This is a genomic window from Micromonospora krabiensis (assembly GCF_900091425.1).
Taxonomy (GTDB): domain Bacteria; phylum Actinomycetota; class Actinomycetes; order Mycobacteriales; family Micromonosporaceae; genus Micromonospora; species Micromonospora krabiensis.
In genome coordinates, this window is the sequence record NZ_LT598496.1 from 5,530,765 (window position 1) to 5,549,812 (window position 19,048).

Sequence of the window (19,048 nt, forward strand, 5' to 3'; positions counted from 1 at the left end):
GCCCCGTGCGCCCTGCGCCGGGGCTTTTCTCGTTGTCGCGCTTCCTGAGCCGCCGTCGAAGCGACCGCTTGCGACGGCGACCAGCCTCGAGCAACGAGAGAGGAGGGACATGGCGGACAAGCCGATCCGGGCCGACAAGGCCACGGCCGTCGCCGAGCTGACCGAGAGCTTCCGCAGCGCGGGTGCCACGGTGCTGACCGAGTACCGCGGTCTGACGGTTTCCCAGCTCACCCAGCTGCGGCGCTCGCTCGGCAAGGAGACCAGCTACACCGTCGCGAAGAACACGCTGGCCAAGCGTGCCGCGGCCGACGCTGGCATCTCCGGCCTCGACGAGCTGTTCACCGGTCCTACCGCGCTGACTTTCGTTTCGGGCGACGTCGTCGAGGCGGCGAAGGGGCTTCGCGACTTCGCGAAGGCCAACCCGAAGCTCGTCATCAAGGGCGGTGTCTTCGAGGGCAAGGCCATTTCCGCGGCCGAGGTCACGAAGCTCGCCGACCTGGAGTCCCGTGAGGTGCTGCTGGCCAAGCTGGCCGGCGCGATGAAGGGCAACCTGAGCAAGGCCGCGGCCCTGTTCCAGGCTCCGCTCTCCAAGGCCGCCCGCGCGGCGGCCGCCCTGGCGGACAAGCGCGAGAAGGAGGGCGCCGAGGCGGCCTGAGGCCACCCGGCGCACCCACGTTCTTAGTTTTCACTTTCAGAAAGGACGCCAGACATGGCGAAGCTCAGCACCGACGAGCTGCTCGACGCGTTCAAGGAGATGACGCTGATCGAGCTCTCCGAGTTCGTGAAGCAGTTCGAGGAGACCTTCGAGGTCACCGCCGCCGCCCCGGTCGCCGTGGCCGCGGGTGCCCCGGCCGGCGGTGGCGCTGCCGCTCCGGTCGAGGAGGAGAAGGACGAGTTCGACGTCATCCTCGACGCCGACGGTGGCAAGAAGATCCAGGTCATCAAGGTCGTGCGTGAGCTGACCGGCCTGGGCCTCAAGGAGGCCAAGGACCTGGTCGAGGCCGCGCCGAAGCCGGTCCTGGAGAAGGTCAACAAGGAGACCGCCGACAAGGCCAAGGCCAAGCTCGAGGGCGAGGGCGCCAAGGTCACCCTCAAGTGACCTGAGGCTCCACCCGCGCGTGGCCGGCTCGCGTGAGCCGGCGCACACACCGCGTCGCGGCGGGCGGCGATCCGACACGGATCGCCGCCCGCCGTGTTGGTGCGCCCGGCGGCAGCGCAGGTGAGCAGGGCGTCCGGACGCGCGGTCCGGCTCGGCGGCGGCGGCCGGTGGTACCGCGTACGCGGGAAAGACGCGGCGAGCCGGGGGCGGCCCCTTGACGCGGCCCCGGGCCGCCAGGCACGCTGACACCAGCAAGACCTTCCGCGCTTGCGACGGCCACCACCGGGGTAATGACAGCGGCGGAACCACGAGCCACGTAACCCGAGCGGTCCGGCAGGAACGTTGCGTTCCGAGCGGCCCGGTAGACCCCCTTTCGGGGGGTCCCGAGGCACGTTCCGCAACGACCTGCGGGGTGGGCTGGACAGCGGTTAGCCTCTCGGCTACACTGCTAGTTTGCGCTGCCTTCCGACTTGACCCCTGCTCGGAAATGTCCGTTTGCGGATAATTCCGGCGGGGTCATTGGAGTGCACGCGTACCAGCCGTTCTGCAGCACCGGTCCTCGGAAGGACGCATCTTGGCAGCTTCCCGCCCTGCGAAGACCAGTCGTACGTCGAGCGCTTTCGCTCCCCGCCGAGTTTCATTCGGCAGGATCACCGAACACCTCGAGGTCCCCAACCTCCTCGCCATTCAGAACGAGTCCTTCGACTGGCTCGTCGGCAACGAGGCTTGGCAGGGCCGGTCGGCGGACGACCCGCACGCACGCTCGGGTCTCGCGGAGATCCTCGACGAGATCAGTCCCATTGAGGACTTCTCCGGCACCATGTCGCTCTCCTTCTCTGCCCCGCGCTTCGACGAGGTCAAGGCCTCGATCGAGGAGTGCAAGGAGAAGGACCTGACCTACTGCGCCCCGCTGTTCGTGACCGCGGAGTTCACCAACAACACCACCGGCGAGATCAAGAGCCAGACGGTGTTCATGGGTGACTTCCCGATGATGACGCCGAAGGGCACCTTCATCATCAACGGCACCGAGCGGGTCGTGGTCAGCCAGCTCGTCCGGTCCCCGGGCGTGTACTTCGACAAGCAGCCGGACAAGACCTCCGACCGCGACCTCTCCAGCGTCAAGGTCATCCCGAGCCGGGGTGCCTGGCTGGAGTTCGACATCGACAAGCGCGACACGGTCGGCGTCCGCATCGACCGCAAGCGCCGGCAGGCCGTCACGGTCCTGCTCAAGGCCATCGGATGGTCGGCCGAGCAGATCCGTGAGCGGTTCGGCTGGTCCGAGCTGATGATGACCACGCTCGAGAAGGACCACATCGCCGGCCAGGACGAGGCGCTTCTCGACATCTACCGCAAGCTCCGCCCCGGCGAGCCGCCGACGCGTGAGAACGCCCAGACCCTGCTCGACAACCTCTTCTTCAACCCGAAGCGGTACGACGTCGCCAAGGTCGGTCGTTACAAGTTCAACAAGAAGCTCGAAGTGGACGTGCCGATCACCACCGGCACGCTCACCGAGGACGACATCGTCGCCACCGTGGAGTACCTCTGCCGGCTGCACGCCGGTGAGGAGGGCTACGAGGCGGACGACATCGACCACTTCGGCAACCGGCGTCTGCGCACCGTGGGTGAGCTGATCCAGAACCAGGTTCGGGTCGGCCTCTCCCGCATGGAGCGGGTCGTCCGCGAGCGGATGACCACCCAGGACGTCGAGGCGATCACGCCGCAGACCCTGATCAACATCCGCCCGGTGGTGGCGGCGATCAAGGAGTTCTTCGGCACGTCGCAGCTGTCCCAGTTCATGGACCAGACCAACCCGCTGGCGGGCCTGACCCACCGGCGCCGGCTGAGCGCGCTCGGCCCGGGTGGTCTGTCCCGGGAGCGGGCCGGCTTCGAGGTCCGTGACGTGCACCCGTCCCACTACGGCCGGATGTGCCCGATCGAGACGCCGGAAGGCCCGAACATCGGCCTGATCGGCGCGCTGTCCACCTTCGCCCGGGTCAACCCGTTCGGCTTCATCGAGACGCCGTACCGGAAGGTCGTCGAGGGTCGGGTCACCGACCAGATCGACTACCTGACCGCGGACGAGGAGGACCGCTTCGTCAAGGCGCAGGCCAACGCGCCGCTGCGGGCCGACGGCTCGTTCGCCGAGGACCGCGTCCTGGTCCGCCGTAAGGGCGGCGAGACCGAGGACGTCCCGCCGGCGGCCGTGGACTACATGGACGTGTCGCCGCGGCAGATGACCTCGGTCGCCACCGCGATGATCCCGTTCCTCGAGCACGACGACGCCAACCGGGCGCTGATGGGCGCGAACATGCAGCGCCAGGCGGTGCCGCTGGTCAAGGCCGAGGCGCCGCTCGTCGGCACCGGCATGGAGTACCGGGCCGCCGTCGACGCCGGTGACGTGGTCGTCGCCGAGGTCGGCGGTGTCATCGAGGACCTGTGCGCCGACTACATCACCGTGCACCAGGACGACGGCCACCGCCGGACCTACCTGCTGCACAAGTTCCGCCGCTCCAACGCCGGCTCCTGCGTCAACCAGAAGCCGGTGGTCTTCGAGGGCGACCGCGTCGAGGCCGGCCAGGTCATCGCCGACGGTCCGTGCACCGACGAGGGCGAGATGGCGCTCGGGCGCAACCTGCTCGTGGCCTTCATGACCTGGGAGGGGCACAACTACGAGGACGCGATCATCCTGTCGCAGCGCCTGGTGCAGCAGGACGTCCTCACCTCGATCCACATCGAGGAGCACGAGGTCGACGCCCGGGACACCAAGCTCGGTCCGGAGGAGATCACCCGCGACATCCCGAACGTCAGCGAGGAGATGCTCGCCGACCTCGACGAGCGCGGCATCATCCGGATCGGCGCCGAGGTCGTCCCCGGCGACATCCTGGTTGGCAAGGTCACGCCGAAGGGCGAGACCGAGCTGACCCCGGAGGAGCGGCTGCTCCGCGCGATCTTCGGCGAGAAGGCGCGCGAGGTCCGGGACACCTCGCTGAAGGTTCCGCACGGTGAGACCGGCACGGTCATCGGTGTGCGGACCTTCTCCCGGGAGGACGGCGACGAGCTGCCTCCGGGCGTCAACGAGTTGGTCCGGGTCTACGTCGCCCAGAAGCGGAAGATCCAGGACGGTGACAAGCTCGCCGGCCGCCACGGCAACAAGGGTGTCATCTCCAAGATCCTCCCGATCGAGGACATGCCGTTCCTCGAGGACGGCACTCCGGTCGACATCGTGCTCAACCCGCTCGGTGTGCCGAGCCGGATGAACATCGGTCAGGTCCTGGAGACCCACCTCGGGTGGGTGGCCAAGACCGGCTGGAAGATCGACGGCGAGGACACCGAGTGGAAGCGTCAGCTCCGCTCGATCGAGGCCCACGAGTCCGAGCCGGACACCAACGTGGCCACCCCGGTCTTCGACGGTGCCCGCGAGGAGGAGATCTCCGGTCTGCTCGCGTCGACCCTGCCCAACCGGGACGGCAACCAGCTGATCGGTTCCAGCGGCAAGGCGCAGCTGTTCGACGGTCGCTCCGGCGAGCCGCTGCCGGACCCGATCGCGGTCGGCTACATCTACATCCTGAAGCTCAACCACCTGGTCGACGACAAGATCCACGCGCGGTCGACCGGCCCGTACTCGATGATCACGCAGCAGCCGCTGGGTGGTAAGGCGCAGTTCGGTGGCCAGCGCTTCGGTGAGATGGAGTGCTGGGCGATGCAGGCGTACGGCGCCGCGTACGCCCTGCAGGAGCTGTTGACGATCAAGTCCGACGACGTTCTCGGCCGGGTCAAGGTCTACGAGGCCATCGTCAAGGGCGAGAACATCCCGGAGCCGGGCATCCCGGAGTCGTTCAAGGTGCTGCTCAAGGAGCTGCAGTCGCTGTGCCTCAACGTCGAGGTGCTCTCCAGCGACGGCGTGGCCCTCGAGATGCGCGAGACCGACGACGAGGTGTTCCGGGCCGCTGAGGAGCTGGGCATCGACCTGTCCCGGCGCGAGCCGAGCTCGGTCGAGGAAGTGTGACGTCGAGGTCCCGGGGGCGGGCGACCGCCCCCGGGACCCGACCCCGGTGAGCTGCTGGCGCAACAAGCGACGTGTGAGGGATATATAACGTGCTCGACGTCAACTTTTTCGACGAGTTGCGAATTGGGCTGGCGACCGCCGACGACATCCGTCAGTGGTCGCACGGCGAGGTCAAGAAGCCAGAGACGATCAACTACCGCACCCTGAAGCCGGAGAAGGACGGGCTCTTCTGCGAGAAGATCTTCGGTCCTCAGCGGGACTGGGAGTGCTACTGCGGTAAGTACAAGCGGGTCCGGTTCAAGGGCATCATCTGCGAGCGCTGCGGCGTCGAGGTGACCCGGTCCAAGGTCCGCCGTGAGCGGATGGGCCACATCGAGCTGGCCGCCCCGGTCACCCACATCTGGTACTTCAAGGGCGTGCCGAGCCGGCTGGGCTACCTGCTGGACCTGGCGCCCAAGGACCTCGAGAAGATCATCTACTTCGCCTCGTACGTCGTGACGAGCGTTGACGCCGAGGCGCGTCACCGTGACCTCTCGACCATCGAGAACGAGATCCTGGCCGAGAAGCGGCAGTCCGAGAACAGCCGCGACTCGGAGATCGAGAAGCGGGCCGCCAAGCTCGAGGCCGACCTGGCCGAGCTGGAGGCCGAGGGTGCCAAGGCGGACGTCCGGCGCAAGGTCAAGGAAGGCGGAGAGCGCGAGATGCGCCAGATCCGCGACCGGGCCCAGCGCGAGATCGACCGCCTGGACGAGGTGCTCGACACCTTCCGCAAGCTGGAGCCGAAGCAGCTGGTCACCGACGAGCTGCTCTACCGCGAGCTGCGGGACCGGTTCGGCGAGTACTTCACCGGTTCGATGGGTGCCGAGGCGATCAAGGCGCTGGTCCAGAACATGGACCTCGACGCCGAGGCCGAGAGCCTGCGGGAGACCATCCGGTCCGGCAAGGGCCAGCGGAAGATCCGGGCGCTCAAGCGGCTCAAGGTCGTGGCGGCGTTCCTGAACACCCGCAACTCGCCGCTCGGTATGGTGCTGGACTGCGTGCCGGTCATCCCGCCGGACCTGCGTCCGATGGTGCAGCTCGACGGTGGTCGGTTCGCGACCTCCGACCTGAACGACCTGTACCGCCGCGTGATCAACCGGAACAACCGTCTCAAGCGGCTGATCGACCTCGGCGCGCCCGAGATCATCGTCAACAACGAGAAGCGGATGCTCCAGGAGGCCGTCGACGCGCTGTTCGACAACGGCCGCCGGGGCCGGCCGGTCACCGGTCCGGGTAACCGTCCGCTCAAGTCGCTGTCCGACATGCTGAAGGGCAAGCAGGGCCGGTTCCGCCAGAACCTGCTGGGCAAGCGCGTCGACTACTCCGGCCGTTCGGTCATCGTGGTCGGCCCGAAGCTCAAGCTGCACCAGTGCGGCCTGCCCAAGCAGATGGCGCTGGAGCTGTTCAAGCCCTTCGTCATGAAGCGGCTGGTCGACCTCAACCACGCGCAGAACATCAAGTCCGCCAAGCGGATGGTCGAGCGGCAGCGGCCGGTCGTGTGGGATGTGCTGGAAGAGGTCATCGGCGAGCACCCGGTGCTGCTCAACCGGGCGCCGACCCTGCACCGCCTGGGCATCCAGGCCTTCGAGCCGCAGCTGGTCGAGGGCAAGGCGATCCAGATCCACCCGCTGGTCTGCACCGCGTTCAACGCCGACTTCGACGGTGACCAGATGGCGGTCCACGTGCCGCTGTCCGCCGAGGCCCAGGCCGAGGCGCGGATCCTGATGCTGTCGTCGAACAACATCCTCAAGCCGGCCGACGGCAAGCCGGTCACCATGCCCACCCAGGACATGGTCATCGGTCTCTACCACCTCACCCACCTCACCCCGGGTGAGAAGGGCGAGGGCCGGGCGTTCAGCTCGGACGCCGAGGCGCGGATGGCGTTCGACAACGGCGAGCTGCACCTGCAGGCTCCGGTGAAGATCCGGCTGCGCGGCATCGTCGGCGTCGACAACGGTGCCGGCGCCGAGCCGTGGACCGCGCCCGAGGGCTGGGCCGAGGGCGACACGCTGACCGTGGAGACCACGCTCGGCCGGGTCCTGTTCAACGAGACGCTGCCGCAGGGCTACCGCTTCGTGAACTACGAGATCCGCAAGGGCCAGCTCTCCGCGATCGTCAACGACCTCGCCGAGCGCTTCCCGAAGGTGGCCCTCGCGGCCACCCTGGACGGGCTCAAGGAGGCCGGTTTCCACTGGGCCACCTGGTCCGGCGTGACGATCGGCATGGAGGACGTCATCGCCCCGCCGCGCAAGGCGGAGATCCTGGCGAAGTACGAGACCGAAGCCGACCGGATCGACAAGCAGTACCAGCGTGGTCTGATGACCGCCGAGGAGCGTCGCGGCGAGCTCATCGAGATCTGGACCAAGGCGACCAACGAGGTCGCCAAGGAGATGGACACCGCGCTGCCGCAGGAGAACCCGCTGTGGAAGATGATCAACTCGGGTGCTCGCGGTAACCTGCTCCAGCTCCGGCAGATCGCGGCGATCCGTGGTCTGGTGGCCAACCCGAAGGGTGAGATCATCCCGCGGCCCATCAAGGCCAGCTACCGGGAGGGTCTCTCCGTGCTGGAGTACTTCATCTCCACGCACGGTGCCCGTAAGGGTCTCGCCGACACGGCCCTGCGTACCGCCGACTCGGGTTACCTGACCCGTCGTCTGGTGGACGTCTCGCAGGACGTGATCATCCGCGAGGAGGACTGCGGCACCGACCGGGCCATCCCCATGCAGATCGGCGAGCGGCTCGACGGCAAGCTGGTCGTGCACGAGCACGCCGAGACCAGCGTGCACGCCCGGACCCTGGCCGACGACATCAAGGGGCCGGACGGCACCGTCGTCGCCGAGCGGGGTCAGGACATCAACTCGATCCTGGTCGACAAGATCGTCGCGGCCGGGGTGGAGACGGTGCGGGTGCGCAGCGTTCTCACCTGCGAGTCGAAGCTGGGCGTCTGCGGTGCGTGCTACGGCCGCTCGCTGCCGACCGGCAAGACCGTGGACGTCGGCGAGGCGGTCGGCATCATCGCCGCCCAGTCGATCGGTGAGCCGGGTACGCAGCTGACGATGCGTACCTTCCACACCGGTGGTGTCGCGGGTGAGGACATCACCCAGGGTCTGCCGCGTGTCCAGGAGATCTTCGAGGCCCGCGTCCCGAAGGGTAAGGCGCCCATCGCCGACACCCCCGGCCGGATCCGGATCGAGGACGGCGAGCGGTCGCGGAAGATCATCGTGGTGCCGGACGACGGCAGCGACGAGATCGTCTACGACAAGATCTCCAAGCGGGTCCGGCTGCGGACCCAGGACGGCCAGCACGTCGAGGTCGGCGAGAAGCTCACCGAGGGCACCATCGACCCGCACGAGCTGCTCCGCATCCTCGGCCCGCGGGCGGTCCAGGTCCACCTGACCCAGGAGGTCCAGGAGGTCTACCGGTCGCAGGGTGTGCTCATCCACGACAAGCACATCGAGATCATCATCCGCCAGATGCTCAAGCGGGTGACGGTCATCGACTCCGGCTCGACCGAGTTCCTGCCGGGCGTGCTCGTCGACCGGGCGCTCTTCGAGTCGGAGAACCGCCGGCTCGTGTCCGAGGGCGGCGAGCCCGCCGCCGGTCGTCCGGTGCTGATGGGTATCACCAAGGCCTCGCTGGCCACCGACTCCTGGCTCTCGGCGGCCTCCTTCCAGGAGACCACCCGGGTGCTGACCGACGCGGCGATCAACTCGCGCAGCGACTCGCTCGTCGGCCTCAAGGAGAACGTGATCATCGGTAAGCTCATCCCGGCCGGTACGGGCATCAGCAAGTACCGCAACGTCCGGGTCGAGCCGACCGAGGAGGCGAAGGCGAAGGTCTACTCGATGACCGGCTACCCGGAGACCGACTACGGGTTCGGGCCGGCCAGCGGGCAGGCGGTTCCGCTGGACGACTTCGACTTCGGGTCGTACCGCTAACCAGCACGATCGACGAGGCCCCCGGCGTCCGCCGGGGGCCTCGTCGCATCCGGACCGGTACGCGGCCGCCGGCCGGTTCGGCATGATGGGGGTATGACGACCGCACCCGGGCAGGCGCCCGTCGCGGAGCACCCGACGCGTCACCCGCTCGACCCCGATCCCGCGCGCGCCACGAAGGCCAGGGCGGTGTTCGCGCTGGGGCTGATGGCAGCGCTGACCGGCCTGTTCCTCGGCGGGGTGGTCCCCGCCACGGTGGCGTTGCACCTGTCGCGGCAGGCGCGCCGCGAGGCGTACGCCTCAGGGGGTTTCCTCACCGGCGCGGCCTGGCTGCGGCGGGGGGAGCGGTTGGCGTGGACGGGGCTGGCGCTGGCGGCCGTCTGCGTGGTGGCCGTCGTGGTGATCGCGGTGGTCCGGATGGCCGAGGCACCCCTCGGGCACGACTTCCCGTCGAACGTTGACTGACCGACCGGCCCCCGGCCCGTCGGGGCGCATCCCACGCTGGTGGGCGTGCCCCGCACCGCGCCGTCGGGCGCGGCCGGTGTGCGGCCCGGCGGTAGCCTGGCCGGTGTCCGTCACGGTGGCGGCCCTTTCGAGGAGGAGAAGCTCGTGACGGAACCGGCGCGGCCCCCGTCGGGCGACCCCACCCGGCCGTCCGACCTACCGGACGCCGGCGCGCCCGACCCGGCCGGGCCGGCGCCCACGCCGGAGGTCCAGAGCGCACCGGACGCGCCGGCGTCCCCGTCACCGGCGTCGCCCACACCGCCCGCCGAGGGCCTGACGTCCTCCTCGGGCGGCGGCCCCGGCCAGCCGGCTGCCGCTCCGGGCCACTGGGGCGCGCCGGCACCGGCCGGGTGGGGCTCGCCCGCGCCGCCCGGCTGGGGTCACCCGGCACCGGATGCCGGGGCAGCGGGTGGTTGGAGCAACCCTCCGTCGACCGTGCCGGGCGGCCAGCCGCCGGTCCCGCCGCCCCCGGGTGGTTGGGCCGGTCAGGCGTCCTCGCCGGGTGCTCAGCCGCCGTCTCCGCCATCTGGTTGGTCCGGTCAGCCGTCGTCGCCGGGTGCTCAGCCGCCGTTCCCGCCGCCCCCCGGTGGTTGGGGTGGCCACCCGCCGTCCCCGGGCGGCCAGCCGGCGTGGCCAGGTGGTCAGCCTTCGTCCCCGGGTGGTTGGGGTGGTCAGCCTTCGCCCGCACCGGGTGGTTGGGGTGGCCGGCCCTCCGGCGCGCCCGCGCCGACGCCCTGGGGCGCGCGGCCCGGCTGGCACGCGCCGCCTCCGCCCCGCGACGCGCAGCTCCTGCCACCGAAGCGGATCGAGGCGGTGCCCGGAACGCCGTACGGGGTGGTGCATCTGGAGGTGCCGCCGGTGACCTCCGGGCTCGCGGTGGGCGCCCTGGTGGCGGGTATCGCCTCGATCCTGGTGTCGGTGCTCGTCATCTGCTTCGGCGTGACCGGGTCGGGCTGGACCGGCGTGTGGGCGGCCGGCGCATTCACCGTGCTCGGTGTGCTGGCCGGTGCCGGCGCGGTCGTGGCCGGTCTGCTCGCCCGGCGACAGATCCGCCGGCCGGTGTCGCCGCCCGCGGTGCGGTTCACCGGTCGTGGCCTGGCCGTCGCCGGGATGAGCTGTGGTGGGGCGGGTCTGGCGCTCAGCCTGCTCGGTCTGGCCCTCGCCCTGCTGGTCGCCCTGACCTGAACCGGTGCGACGACCTGAGCGGCGCCCGGACCTGAGCGACGCCCCTGCCGCGCCGGCCTCCCGGTCCCGTGATCCACTCCGTTTTCAGGATGTCGCGCCATCCGGTGGGCCCGGATACCGCGACATCCGGGAAGTCGAGTGGATCATCGGCTCGGCTCCGCGTACGTGATCCGCGTCGCACCCGGGGAGGGTTCGGCGGGTTCTCGCGGCCTTGCGTGGTCGCTGGTACGGGTGTGGTGACGGCGGCCTGACGGGGCCGACGGGCCGTATCGCGACGAAGCCGGTACACTTGTATGCGTAGGTGCCCATCGGGGGCGCGCAGGTGAGACAGACCGACGGCCGCGGCGGCGCGGTTCGGCGGACCATTCCGTTTTGACCTGGGCGGCTGTGGTAGGTAACCTTTCCCCTTGTGCCCGGGCATGCCCGGGCAACTCGTGCGTGGGCTGGATCCGGTTCCCCCGGAGATCGAGCGACAGCACGACACAAGCCGAAGACCCGGCCCGGGGCGACCCGCGTGTCGGTGACAGACCCCGGTGCGCGCGTGAGCGTCGGCACCGGGACCGTGAGCTGGGCGACACGCCCGACCGCGGGTGCCGGGACCTCCCTGTGGGGCCCTGGTCGGAATGTAGGAGAGCCGATCAGCAGGTCGGCTACGGCAGACGGCGCGGTCGCGACGAGCGCGGCCGAAGGGAGCGGAGAAACCCGGTGCCCACGATCCAGCAGCTGGTCCGAAAGGGCCGCCAGGCCAAGACGACCAAGACCAAGACCCCGGCGCTGAAGGGGTCCCCCCAGCGTCGCGGCGTGTGCACCCGCGTGTACACCACCACCCCGAAGAAGCCGAACTCGGCCCTGCGCAAGGTCGCTCGTGTCAAGCTCAGCAGCCAGATCGAGGTGACCGCCTACATCCCCGGTGTCGGCCACAACCTGCAGGAGCACTCGATCGTGCTCGTCCGCGGTGGCCGTGTGAAGGACCTCCCCGGCGTGCGGTACAAGATCGTTCGCGGTTCGCTGGACACCCAGGGCGTCCGCAACCGCAAGCAGGCTCGCAGCCGTTACGGCGCGAAGAAGGAGAAGAGCTGACATGCCGCGTAAGGGACCCGCTCCGCGGCGGCCGCTGGTCGCTGACCCGGTGTACAACTCGCCGCTGGTCACCCAGCTGGTGAACAAGATCCTGCTGCGCGGCAAGCGGCAGCTCGCCGAGCGCATCGTGTACGCCGCCCTGGAGGGCTGCCGCGAGAAGTCCGGCACCGACCCCGTCGTCACCCTGAAGCGGGCGATGGACAACGTCAAGCCGACCCTCGAGGTGCGCAGCCGCCGCGTCGGTGGCGCCACCTACCAGGTGCCGGTCGAGGTGCGTCCGGCCCGCGCGACCACCCTGGGTCTGCGCTGGCTGGTCACCTACTCGCGCGCGCGCCGGGAGAAGACCATGGTCGAGCGGCTCATGAACGAGCTGCTGGACGCGAGCAACGGCCTCGGCGCCGCCGTCAAGCGGCGCGAGGACACGCACAAGATGGCCGAGTCCAACAAGGCCTTCGCGCACTACCGCTGGTAACACCCTGGTTCCGGCGCCGACCGGCGCCGGAACCGCCACCAGTTGTGTCGAGACGACGATAAGTAGGGATTGAAGTGGCCGCCGCAGACGCGCTCGCCAACGTACGCAACATCGGCATCATGGCGCACATCGATGCCGGTAAGACCACTACCACCGAGCGAATCCTGTTCTACACCGGTATCACGTACAAGATCGGTGAGGTCCACGAGGGCGCTGCCGTCATGGACTGGATGGAGCAGGAGCAGGAGCGCGGTATCACCATCACTTCCGCCGCCACCAAGTGCGAGTGGAAGGGCCACACGATCCAGATCATCGACACGCCCGGCCACGTCGACTTCACGGTCGAGGTGGAGCGGTCGCTGCGCGTGCTGGACGGTGCGGTCGCGGTGTACGACGGTGTCGCCGGCGTGGAGCCGCAGACGGAGAACGTCTGGCGCCAGGCCGACAAGTACAACGTCCCCCGGATGTGCTTCGTCAACAAGCTCGACCGGACCGGTGCCGACTTCTTCCGCTGCGTGCAGATGATGATCGACCGGCTCAACGCCACTCCGCTGGTGCTCCAGATCCCGATCGGGACCGAGGCCGAGCACATCGGCGTCATCGACCTGATCAACATGCGCGCCCTCACCTGGCGCGGGGAGACCCAGAAGGGTGAGGACTACGCGATCGAGGAGATCCCGGCCGAGCTGGCCGACTCCGCGGCCGAGTGGCGCGAGAAGCTGATGGAGACCCTGGCCGACGTCGACGACGCGGTGATGGAGCGGTACCTGGAGGGCGAGGAGATCGCCGTCGAGGACATCAAGGCCGCCATCCGTCGCGCGACCATCGCCGGCAAGGCCAACCCGGTGCTCTGCGGCTCCGCGTTCAAGAACAAGGGCATCCAGCCGATGCTGGACGCCGTGGTCGACTACCTGCCGTCGCCGCTGGACATCCCGGCGATCGAGGGCACCGCGACCGACGGCGAGACCCCGATGCAGCGGAAGCCCTCCACCTCGGAGCCGTTCTCGGGCCTGGCCTTCAAGATCCAGACCGACAAGCACCTCGGCAAGCTCACCTACGTCCGGGTCTACTCCGGCGTCGTCGAGTCCGGGTCCCAGGTGGTCAACTCCACCAAGGACCGCAAGGAGCGGATCGGCAAGATCTACCAGATGCACGCCAACAAGCGGGAGGAGCGCAGCTCCGCCAAGGCTGGCGACATCATCGCGGTGCAGGGTCTCAAGCAGACCACCACCGGTGACACCCTGTGCGACCCGGCGAACCCGGTCATCCTGGAGTCGATGACCTTCCCGGAGCCGGTCATCGAGGTCGCCATCGAGCCGAAGACCAAGGCTGACCAGGAGAAGCTCAGCACCGCCATCCAGCGGCTGGCCGAGGAGGACCCGACCTTCCGCGTCAAGCTGGACGACGAGACCGGCCAGACGGTCATCTCCGGCATGGGCGAGCTGCACCTGGACATCCTGGTCGACCGGATGCGCCGCGAGTTCAACGTCGAGGCGAACATCGGTAAGCCGCAGGTGGCGTACCGCGAGACCATCCGCCGCACGGTGGAGAAGGTCGAGTACACCCACAAGAAGCAGACCGGTGGTTCCGGCCAGTACGCCCGGGTGATCATCAGCCTGGAGCCGCTGCCGCTGGACAACGACTCGCCGACCTACGAGTTCGCGAACGCCGTCACCGGTGGCCGCATCCCCCGGGAGTTCATCCCGTCGGTGGACGCGGGCGCCCAGGACGCCATGCAGTACGGCATCCTCGCCGGCTTCCCGCTGGTGGGTGTCAAGCTGACCCTGGTGGACGGTCAGTACCACGAGGTCGACTCGTCCGAGATGGCGTTCAAGATCGCCGGTTCGATGGCGCTGAAGGAGGCGGCCCGCAAGGCCGACCCGGCGCTGCTCGAGCCGATGATGGCCGTTGAGGTCACCACTCCTGAGGAGAACATGGGTGACGTCATCGGCGACCTCAACTCCCGCCGTGGCATCATCCAGGCGATGGAGGAGCGCGGCGGTGCCCGCGTCGTCCGCGCCCTGGTGCCGTTGTCGGAGATGTTCGGCTACGTCGGCGACCTGCGGTCGAAGACCCAGGGCCGGGCTAGCTACAGCATGCAGTTCGACTCCTACGCCGAGGTTCCGGCCTCGGTCGCCAAGGAGATCATCGCCAAGGCGACGGGTGAGTGACGCTCGCCTGAGCTGATCCGATGAGCCGGGGCCGGCCGCGGGAGGGCACTTCCGCTCGCGGCCACCTCGGTCGGATTGCGTGAATCCGGGCCTGTAGGCTTCATCGCCGCAGAACCCACAAAGGCTCTCCGGCCGTCAGGCCGGAAAGGCTGTCGACAGAGTCCTAAGCGCCGACCGGCGCACCGGGGCGAACGAACCAAGAAAGTCCACAGGAGGACACCAGTGGCGAAGGCGAAGTTCGAGCGGACTAAGCCGCACGTCAACATCGGCACCATTGGTCACATCGACCACGGTAAGACGACGCTGACGGCGGCCATCACCAAGGTCCTGCACGACCAGTTCCCGGACCTGAACCCGTACACGCCGTTCGACGAGATCGACAAGGCGCCGGAGGAGAAGGCCCGCGGCATCACGATCTCGATCGCGCACGTCGAGTACCAGACCGAGGCGCGTCACTACGCGCACGTCGACTGCCCCGGTCACGCCGACTACATCAAGAACATGATCACCGGTGCCGCGCAGATGGACGGCGCGATCCTGGTGGTGGCGGCGACCGACGGCCCGATGCCGCAGACCCGCGAGCACGTGCTGCTGGCCCGTCAGGTCGGTGTGCCGTACATCGTCGTGGCGCTCAACAAGAGCGACATGGTCGACGACGAGGAGCTCCTGGAGCTCGTCGAGCTCGAGGTCCGTGAGCTGCTCTCGTCGCAGGAGTACCCGGGAGACGACCTGCCGGTCGTCCGGGTCTCGGCGCTGAAGGCCCTCGAGGGTGACCCCGAGTGGACCGGCAAGCTGATGGACCTGATGACCGCGGTCGACAACGCGATCCCGCAGCCGGAGCGCGAGACCGAGAAGCCGTTCCTGATGCCGATCGAGGACGTCTTCACGATCACCGGTCGTGGCACGGTCGTCACCGGTCGCGCGGAGCGCGGCGTGCTCAAGCCGAACGAGGAGGTGGAGATCGTCGGTATCCGCGAGAAGTCGCAGAAGACGGTCGTCACCGGCATCGAGATGTTCCGCAAGCTGCTCGACGAGGCCCGCGCGGGTGAGAACGTCGGTCTGCTGCTGCGTGGCATCAAGCGCGAGGACGTCGAGCGCGGCATGGTGGTCATCAAGCCGGGCACCACGACCCCGCACACGGAGTTCGAGGCGACCGTCTACATCCTCTCCAAGGAGGAGGGCGGCCGGCACACCCCGTTCTTCCAGAACTACCGTCCGCAGTTCTACTTCCGGACCACGGACGTCACCGGTGTCGTCACGCTCCCCGAGGGCACCGAGATGGTCATGCCGGGTGACAACACCACCATGACGGTGAAGCTGATCCAGCCCATCGCCATGGAGGAGAACCTCAAGTTCGCGATCCGCGAGGGTGGCCGCACCGTCGGCGCCGGGTTCGTCACCAAGATCATCAAGTGAGCTAGGTAACCCCGATTAGACCCGCCGCCGGTCGTGCGGCATACTAGTCAGGTTGCGTAACGGCAGTTCGCTGCCCGTGTTCGGCTGAGTCGAACCTCCGGGCAGCAGGACAGTCGAGCGTGGGGTGGTTGGCGGTTCGCCCGCCAACCACCCTCGCACGGCGTTCAGGTCGCAGTAGCGATCGGCGCCTTGACCCACCGCGTGGTCGGAACGCTCCGGAGCCCGGGGCGGAGCCTGGCCCGAGGGCGCGACACGCCCGACCGCGGGGGTCGGCGAAGTGGGCCTGCACCAGCCGGTGCAGGCGCCCGCAACACAGCGGCATCGAGAGAAGGAACAGAAGCCACCATGGCGGGACAGAAGATCCGCATCCGGCTCAAGGCCTATGACCACGAGGTCGTCGACTCCTCGGCTCGGAAGATCGTCGAGACGGTGACGCGTACCGGGGCGCAGGTCGCTGGCCCGGTGCCGCTGCCCACGGAGATCAACCGTTTCTGCGTCATCCGCTCGCCGCACAAGTACAAGGACTCGCGCGAGCACTTCGAGATGCGTACGCACAAGCGGCTGATCGACATCATCGACCCGACCCCCAAGACGGTCGACTCGCTCATGCGCCTCGACCTGCCGGCTGGCGTCGACATCGAGATCAAGCTGTAGGGACCGGACAAATGGACAGGCAAGTTAAGGGGATCCTGGGCGCAAAGCTCGGTATGACCCAGGTCTGGGACAACAACCGTGTTGTGCCGGTGACCGTGGTCGAGGCCGGCCCGTGCGTCATCAGCCAGGTTCGTAGCGCCGAGAAGGACGGTTACTCCGCGGTCCAGCTCGCCTACGGCGCGATCGACCCTCGCAAGGTCAAGAAGCCGATCAGCGGTCACTACGCCAAGGCGGACGTGGCGCCGCGCCGGCACATCGTGGAGCTGCGCACCGTCGACGCCGCCGACTACTCGCTCGGCCAGGAGGTCACGGTCGAGGAGTTCCCGGCGGGCGTGACGGTCGACGTGACCGGCCGGACCAAGGGCAAGGGCTACGCCGGTCCGATGAAGCGGCACGGCTTCCGCGGTCTGGGCGCGGGCCACGGTGTCGAGCGCAAGCACCGCTCGCCGGGCTCCATCGGCGCCTGCGCCACCCCGGGTCGCGTCTTCAAGGGCACCCGGATGGCGGGCCGGATGGGTGGCGTGCGCTACACCGTCCAGAACCTGACCGTCCAGGCGGTCGACACCGAGAACAACCTCCTGCTCGTCCGTGGCGCCATCCCTGGCCCCAAGGGCGCGCTGGTCCTGGTCCGCACCGCGGCCAAGACCAAGGCGAAGAAGGGCGGTGTGGCCAAGTGACCACCGTTGACGTCCTCACCGTCGAAGGCACCAAGAGCGGCTCCGTCGAGCTGCCGGCTGACATCTTCGACGCGCAGGCCAACGTCGCGCTGATGCACCAGGTCGTGGTTGCGCAGCTCGCGGCTGCCCGACAGGGCACGCACAAGACCAAGACGCGCGGCGAGGTCGCCGGCGGCGGCAAGAAGCCCTACAAGCAGAAGGGCACCGGTCGTGCCCGCCAGGGCTCGATCCGCGCGCCGCAGTTCGCCGGCGGCGGCGTGGTGCACGGCCCCGTGCCGCGTGACTACAGCCAGCGGACCCCGAAGAAGATGAAGGCCGCCGCCCTGCGTGGCGCCCTCTCTGACCGGGCCCGCGCCGGCCAGGTGCACGTCGTCGAGGCGTTCGTCGCCGGCGACAAGCCGTCGACCAAGGCGGCCCTGGCCACGCTGGCCAAGCTGACCGAGGCCCGTCGGGTCCTGGTCGTGCTGAGCAGCACCGACGAGCTGAACTGGGTGTCGCTGCGCAACGAGCCGCGCGTGCACCTGATCGAGGCCGGCCAGCTGAACACGTACGACGTGCTGGTGGCCGACGACGTGGTCTTCACGAAGGACGCCCTGGACGAGTTCCTGGGCGTGCCCGCCGAGACCACCGAGGAGGGTGGCAAGTGAGCACGATCGCCGACCCGCGCGACATCATCGTGGCGCCGGTCGTCTCGGAGAAGAGCTACAGCGAGCTGAACCGCAACTGGTACACCTTCCTGGTGCACCCGGACGCGAACAAGACCGAGATCAAGATCGCTATCCAGCAGATCTTCAACGTCCGCGTCCTGACGGTCAACACGCTCAACCGCGAGGGCAAGCGCAAGCGGACCCGCACCGGGTTCGGGAAGCGCAAGGACACCAAGCGGGCGATGGTGAAGCTGGCTGACGGTGACCGTATCGAGGCCTTCGGCGGCCCGGTCAGCTGAGGGGTGTAGACAATGGCTATCCGTAAGTACAAGCCGACGACGCCGGGCCGGCGTGGCTCCAGCGTTGCCGACTTCGCCGAGATCACCCGATCGACGCCCGAGAAGTCGCTGCTGGCGCCGCTGCCGAAGAAGGGCGGACGCAACGCCCACGGCCGGATCACCACGCGGCACCACGGTGGCGGTCACAAGCGGCAGTACCGTCTGATCGACTTCAAGCGGGTCGACAAGGACGGCGTGCCGGCGAAGGTCGCTCACATCGAGTACGACCCGAACCGCACCGCGCGTATCGCGCTGCTGCACTACGCCGACGGTGAGAAGCGCTACATCATCGCGCCGAAGGACCTGAAGCAGGGCGACTCGGTGGAGTCGGGCCCGAGCGCGGACATCAAGCCGGGCAACAACCTGCCGCTGCGCAACATCCCGGTCGGCACCACGATCCACAATGTGGAGCTGCGTCCGGGCGGTGGCGCCAAGCTGGCCCGCTCGGCCGGCGTCGGCATCCAGCTGCTCGGCCGTGAGGGCGCGTACGCGACCCTCCGCATGCCGTCCGGCGAGATCCGGCGCGTCGACGTGCGCTGCCGGGCCAGCATTGGCGAGATCGGCAACGCCGACCAGTCGAACATCAACTGGGGTAAGGCCGGCCGCATGCGGTGGAAGGGCAAGCGCCCGACCGTCCGTGGTGTCGCCATGAACCCGGTCGACCACCCGCACGGTGGTGGTGAGGGTAAGACCTCCGGTGGTCGCCACCCGGTCAACCCGCAGGGTAAGCCCGAGGGCCGCACCCGTCGTAAGGGCCAGCCGAGCGACCGGCTGATCGTCCGCCGCCGCTACGCCACCCGCAAGCGCGGCTAACAGGAGAGCTGA

The 19,048-nt window shown here is 68.8% G+C and carries 15 protein-coding genes; all 15 read left to right on the forward strand.

Annotated elements, in window-relative coordinates; genetic code table 11:
- Positions 1-109 precede the first annotated feature (109 nt).
- The 15 genes from rplJ to rplB all read left to right on the forward strand — a co-directional run bounded on the left by rplJ (position 110) and on the right by rplB (position 19,036).
- Entirely contained in the window at positions 110-655 is a 546-nt protein-coding gene (gene rplJ, locus GA0070620_RS25415; RefSeq protein ID WP_091594921.1) for a 50S ribosomal protein L10, read from the forward strand.
- A gap of 54 nt (positions 656-709) precedes the next feature.
- Positions 710-1,099 carry a 50S ribosomal protein L7/L12 gene (gene rplL / locus GA0070620_RS25420; RefSeq protein WP_091594923.1) on the forward strand — a complete coding sequence of 130 codons (390 nt, stop codon included), beginning with the start codon at positions 710-712 and terminating at the stop codon, positions 1,097-1,099.
- Positions 1,100-1,673: 574 nt separating this feature from the next.
- On the forward strand, positions 1,674-5,105 hold the full coding sequence (gene rpoB / locus GA0070620_RS25425; RefSeq protein ID WP_091594925.1) for a DNA-directed RNA polymerase subunit beta: 3,432 nt from the start codon (positions 1,674-1,676) through the stop codon (positions 5,103-5,105).
- Between the two features lie 89 nt (positions 5,106-5,194).
- On the forward strand, positions 5,195-9,082 hold the full coding sequence (locus tag GA0070620_RS25430) for a DNA-directed RNA polymerase subunit beta' (protein ID WP_091594927.1): 3,888 nt from the start codon (positions 5,195-5,197) through the stop codon (positions 9,080-9,082).
- 93 nt (positions 9,083-9,175) lie between these two features.
- Positions 9,176-9,544, forward strand: coding sequence for a thioredoxin domain-containing protein (locus GA0070620_RS25435; protein ID WP_091594929.1), 369 nt, complete (start codon positions 9,176-9,178; stop codon positions 9,542-9,544).
- An 843-nt stretch (positions 9,545-10,387) separates the two neighbouring features.
- The gene (locus GA0070620_RS25440; protein WP_091599362.1) at positions 10,388-10,768 is read left to right on the forward strand and encodes a hypothetical protein; all 381 of its coding nucleotides are present in this window, start codon (positions 10,388-10,390) and stop codon (positions 10,766-10,768) included.
- Positions 10,769-11,473: 705 nt separating this feature from the next.
- Positions 11,474-11,848, forward strand: a complete 375-nt coding sequence (gene rpsL / locus GA0070620_RS25445) for a 30S ribosomal protein S12 (RefSeq protein ID WP_007465318.1) — start codon at positions 11,474-11,476, stop codon at positions 11,846-11,848.
- Position 11,849: 1 nt separating this feature from the next.
- Positions 11,850-12,320, forward strand: coding sequence for a 30S ribosomal protein S7 (gene rpsG, locus GA0070620_RS25450; protein WP_046567226.1), 471 nt, complete (start codon positions 11,850-11,852; stop codon positions 12,318-12,320).
- Positions 12,321-12,394: 74 nt separating this feature from the next.
- Positions 12,395-14,491 (forward strand): elongation factor G, encoded by a 2,097-nt coding sequence (gene fusA / locus GA0070620_RS25455; RefSeq protein WP_091594931.1) that lies wholly within the window; start codon positions 12,395-12,397, stop codon positions 14,489-14,491.
- Between the two features lie 222 nt (positions 14,492-14,713).
- Entirely contained in the window at positions 14,714-15,907 is a 1,194-nt protein-coding gene (gene tuf / locus GA0070620_RS25460) for an elongation factor Tu (RefSeq protein ID WP_091594933.1), read from the forward strand.
- A 345-nt stretch (positions 15,908-16,252) separates the two neighbouring features.
- On the forward strand, positions 16,253-16,561 hold the full coding sequence (gene rpsJ / locus GA0070620_RS25465) for a 30S ribosomal protein S10 (RefSeq protein WP_007073037.1): 309 nt from the start codon (positions 16,253-16,255) through the stop codon (positions 16,559-16,561).
- A gap of 11 nt (positions 16,562-16,572) precedes the next feature.
- Positions 16,573-17,238 carry a 50S ribosomal protein L3 gene (gene rplC, locus GA0070620_RS25470; protein ID WP_091594935.1) on the forward strand — a complete coding sequence of 222 codons (666 nt, stop codon included), beginning with the start codon at positions 16,573-16,575 and terminating at the stop codon, positions 17,236-17,238.
- Positions 17,235-17,885, forward strand: coding sequence for a 50S ribosomal protein L4 (gene rplD / locus GA0070620_RS25475; protein WP_091594937.1), 651 nt, complete (start codon positions 17,235-17,237; stop codon positions 17,883-17,885). The genes rplC and rplD overlap by 4 nt, the downstream gene beginning before the upstream one ends.
- Positions 17,882-18,184 (forward strand): 50S ribosomal protein L23, encoded by a 303-nt coding sequence (gene rplW, locus GA0070620_RS25480; protein WP_076466668.1) that lies wholly within the window; start codon positions 17,882-17,884, stop codon positions 18,182-18,184. The genes rplD and rplW overlap by 4 nt, the downstream gene beginning before the upstream one ends.
- Positions 18,185-18,196: 12 nt before the next feature.
- Complete coding sequence (rplB, locus tag GA0070620_RS25485; RefSeq protein WP_091594939.1) at positions 18,197-19,036, forward strand: 50S ribosomal protein L2; 840 nt, start codon at positions 18,197-18,199, stop codon at positions 19,034-19,036.
- Positions 19,037-19,048 lie beyond the last annotated feature (12 nt).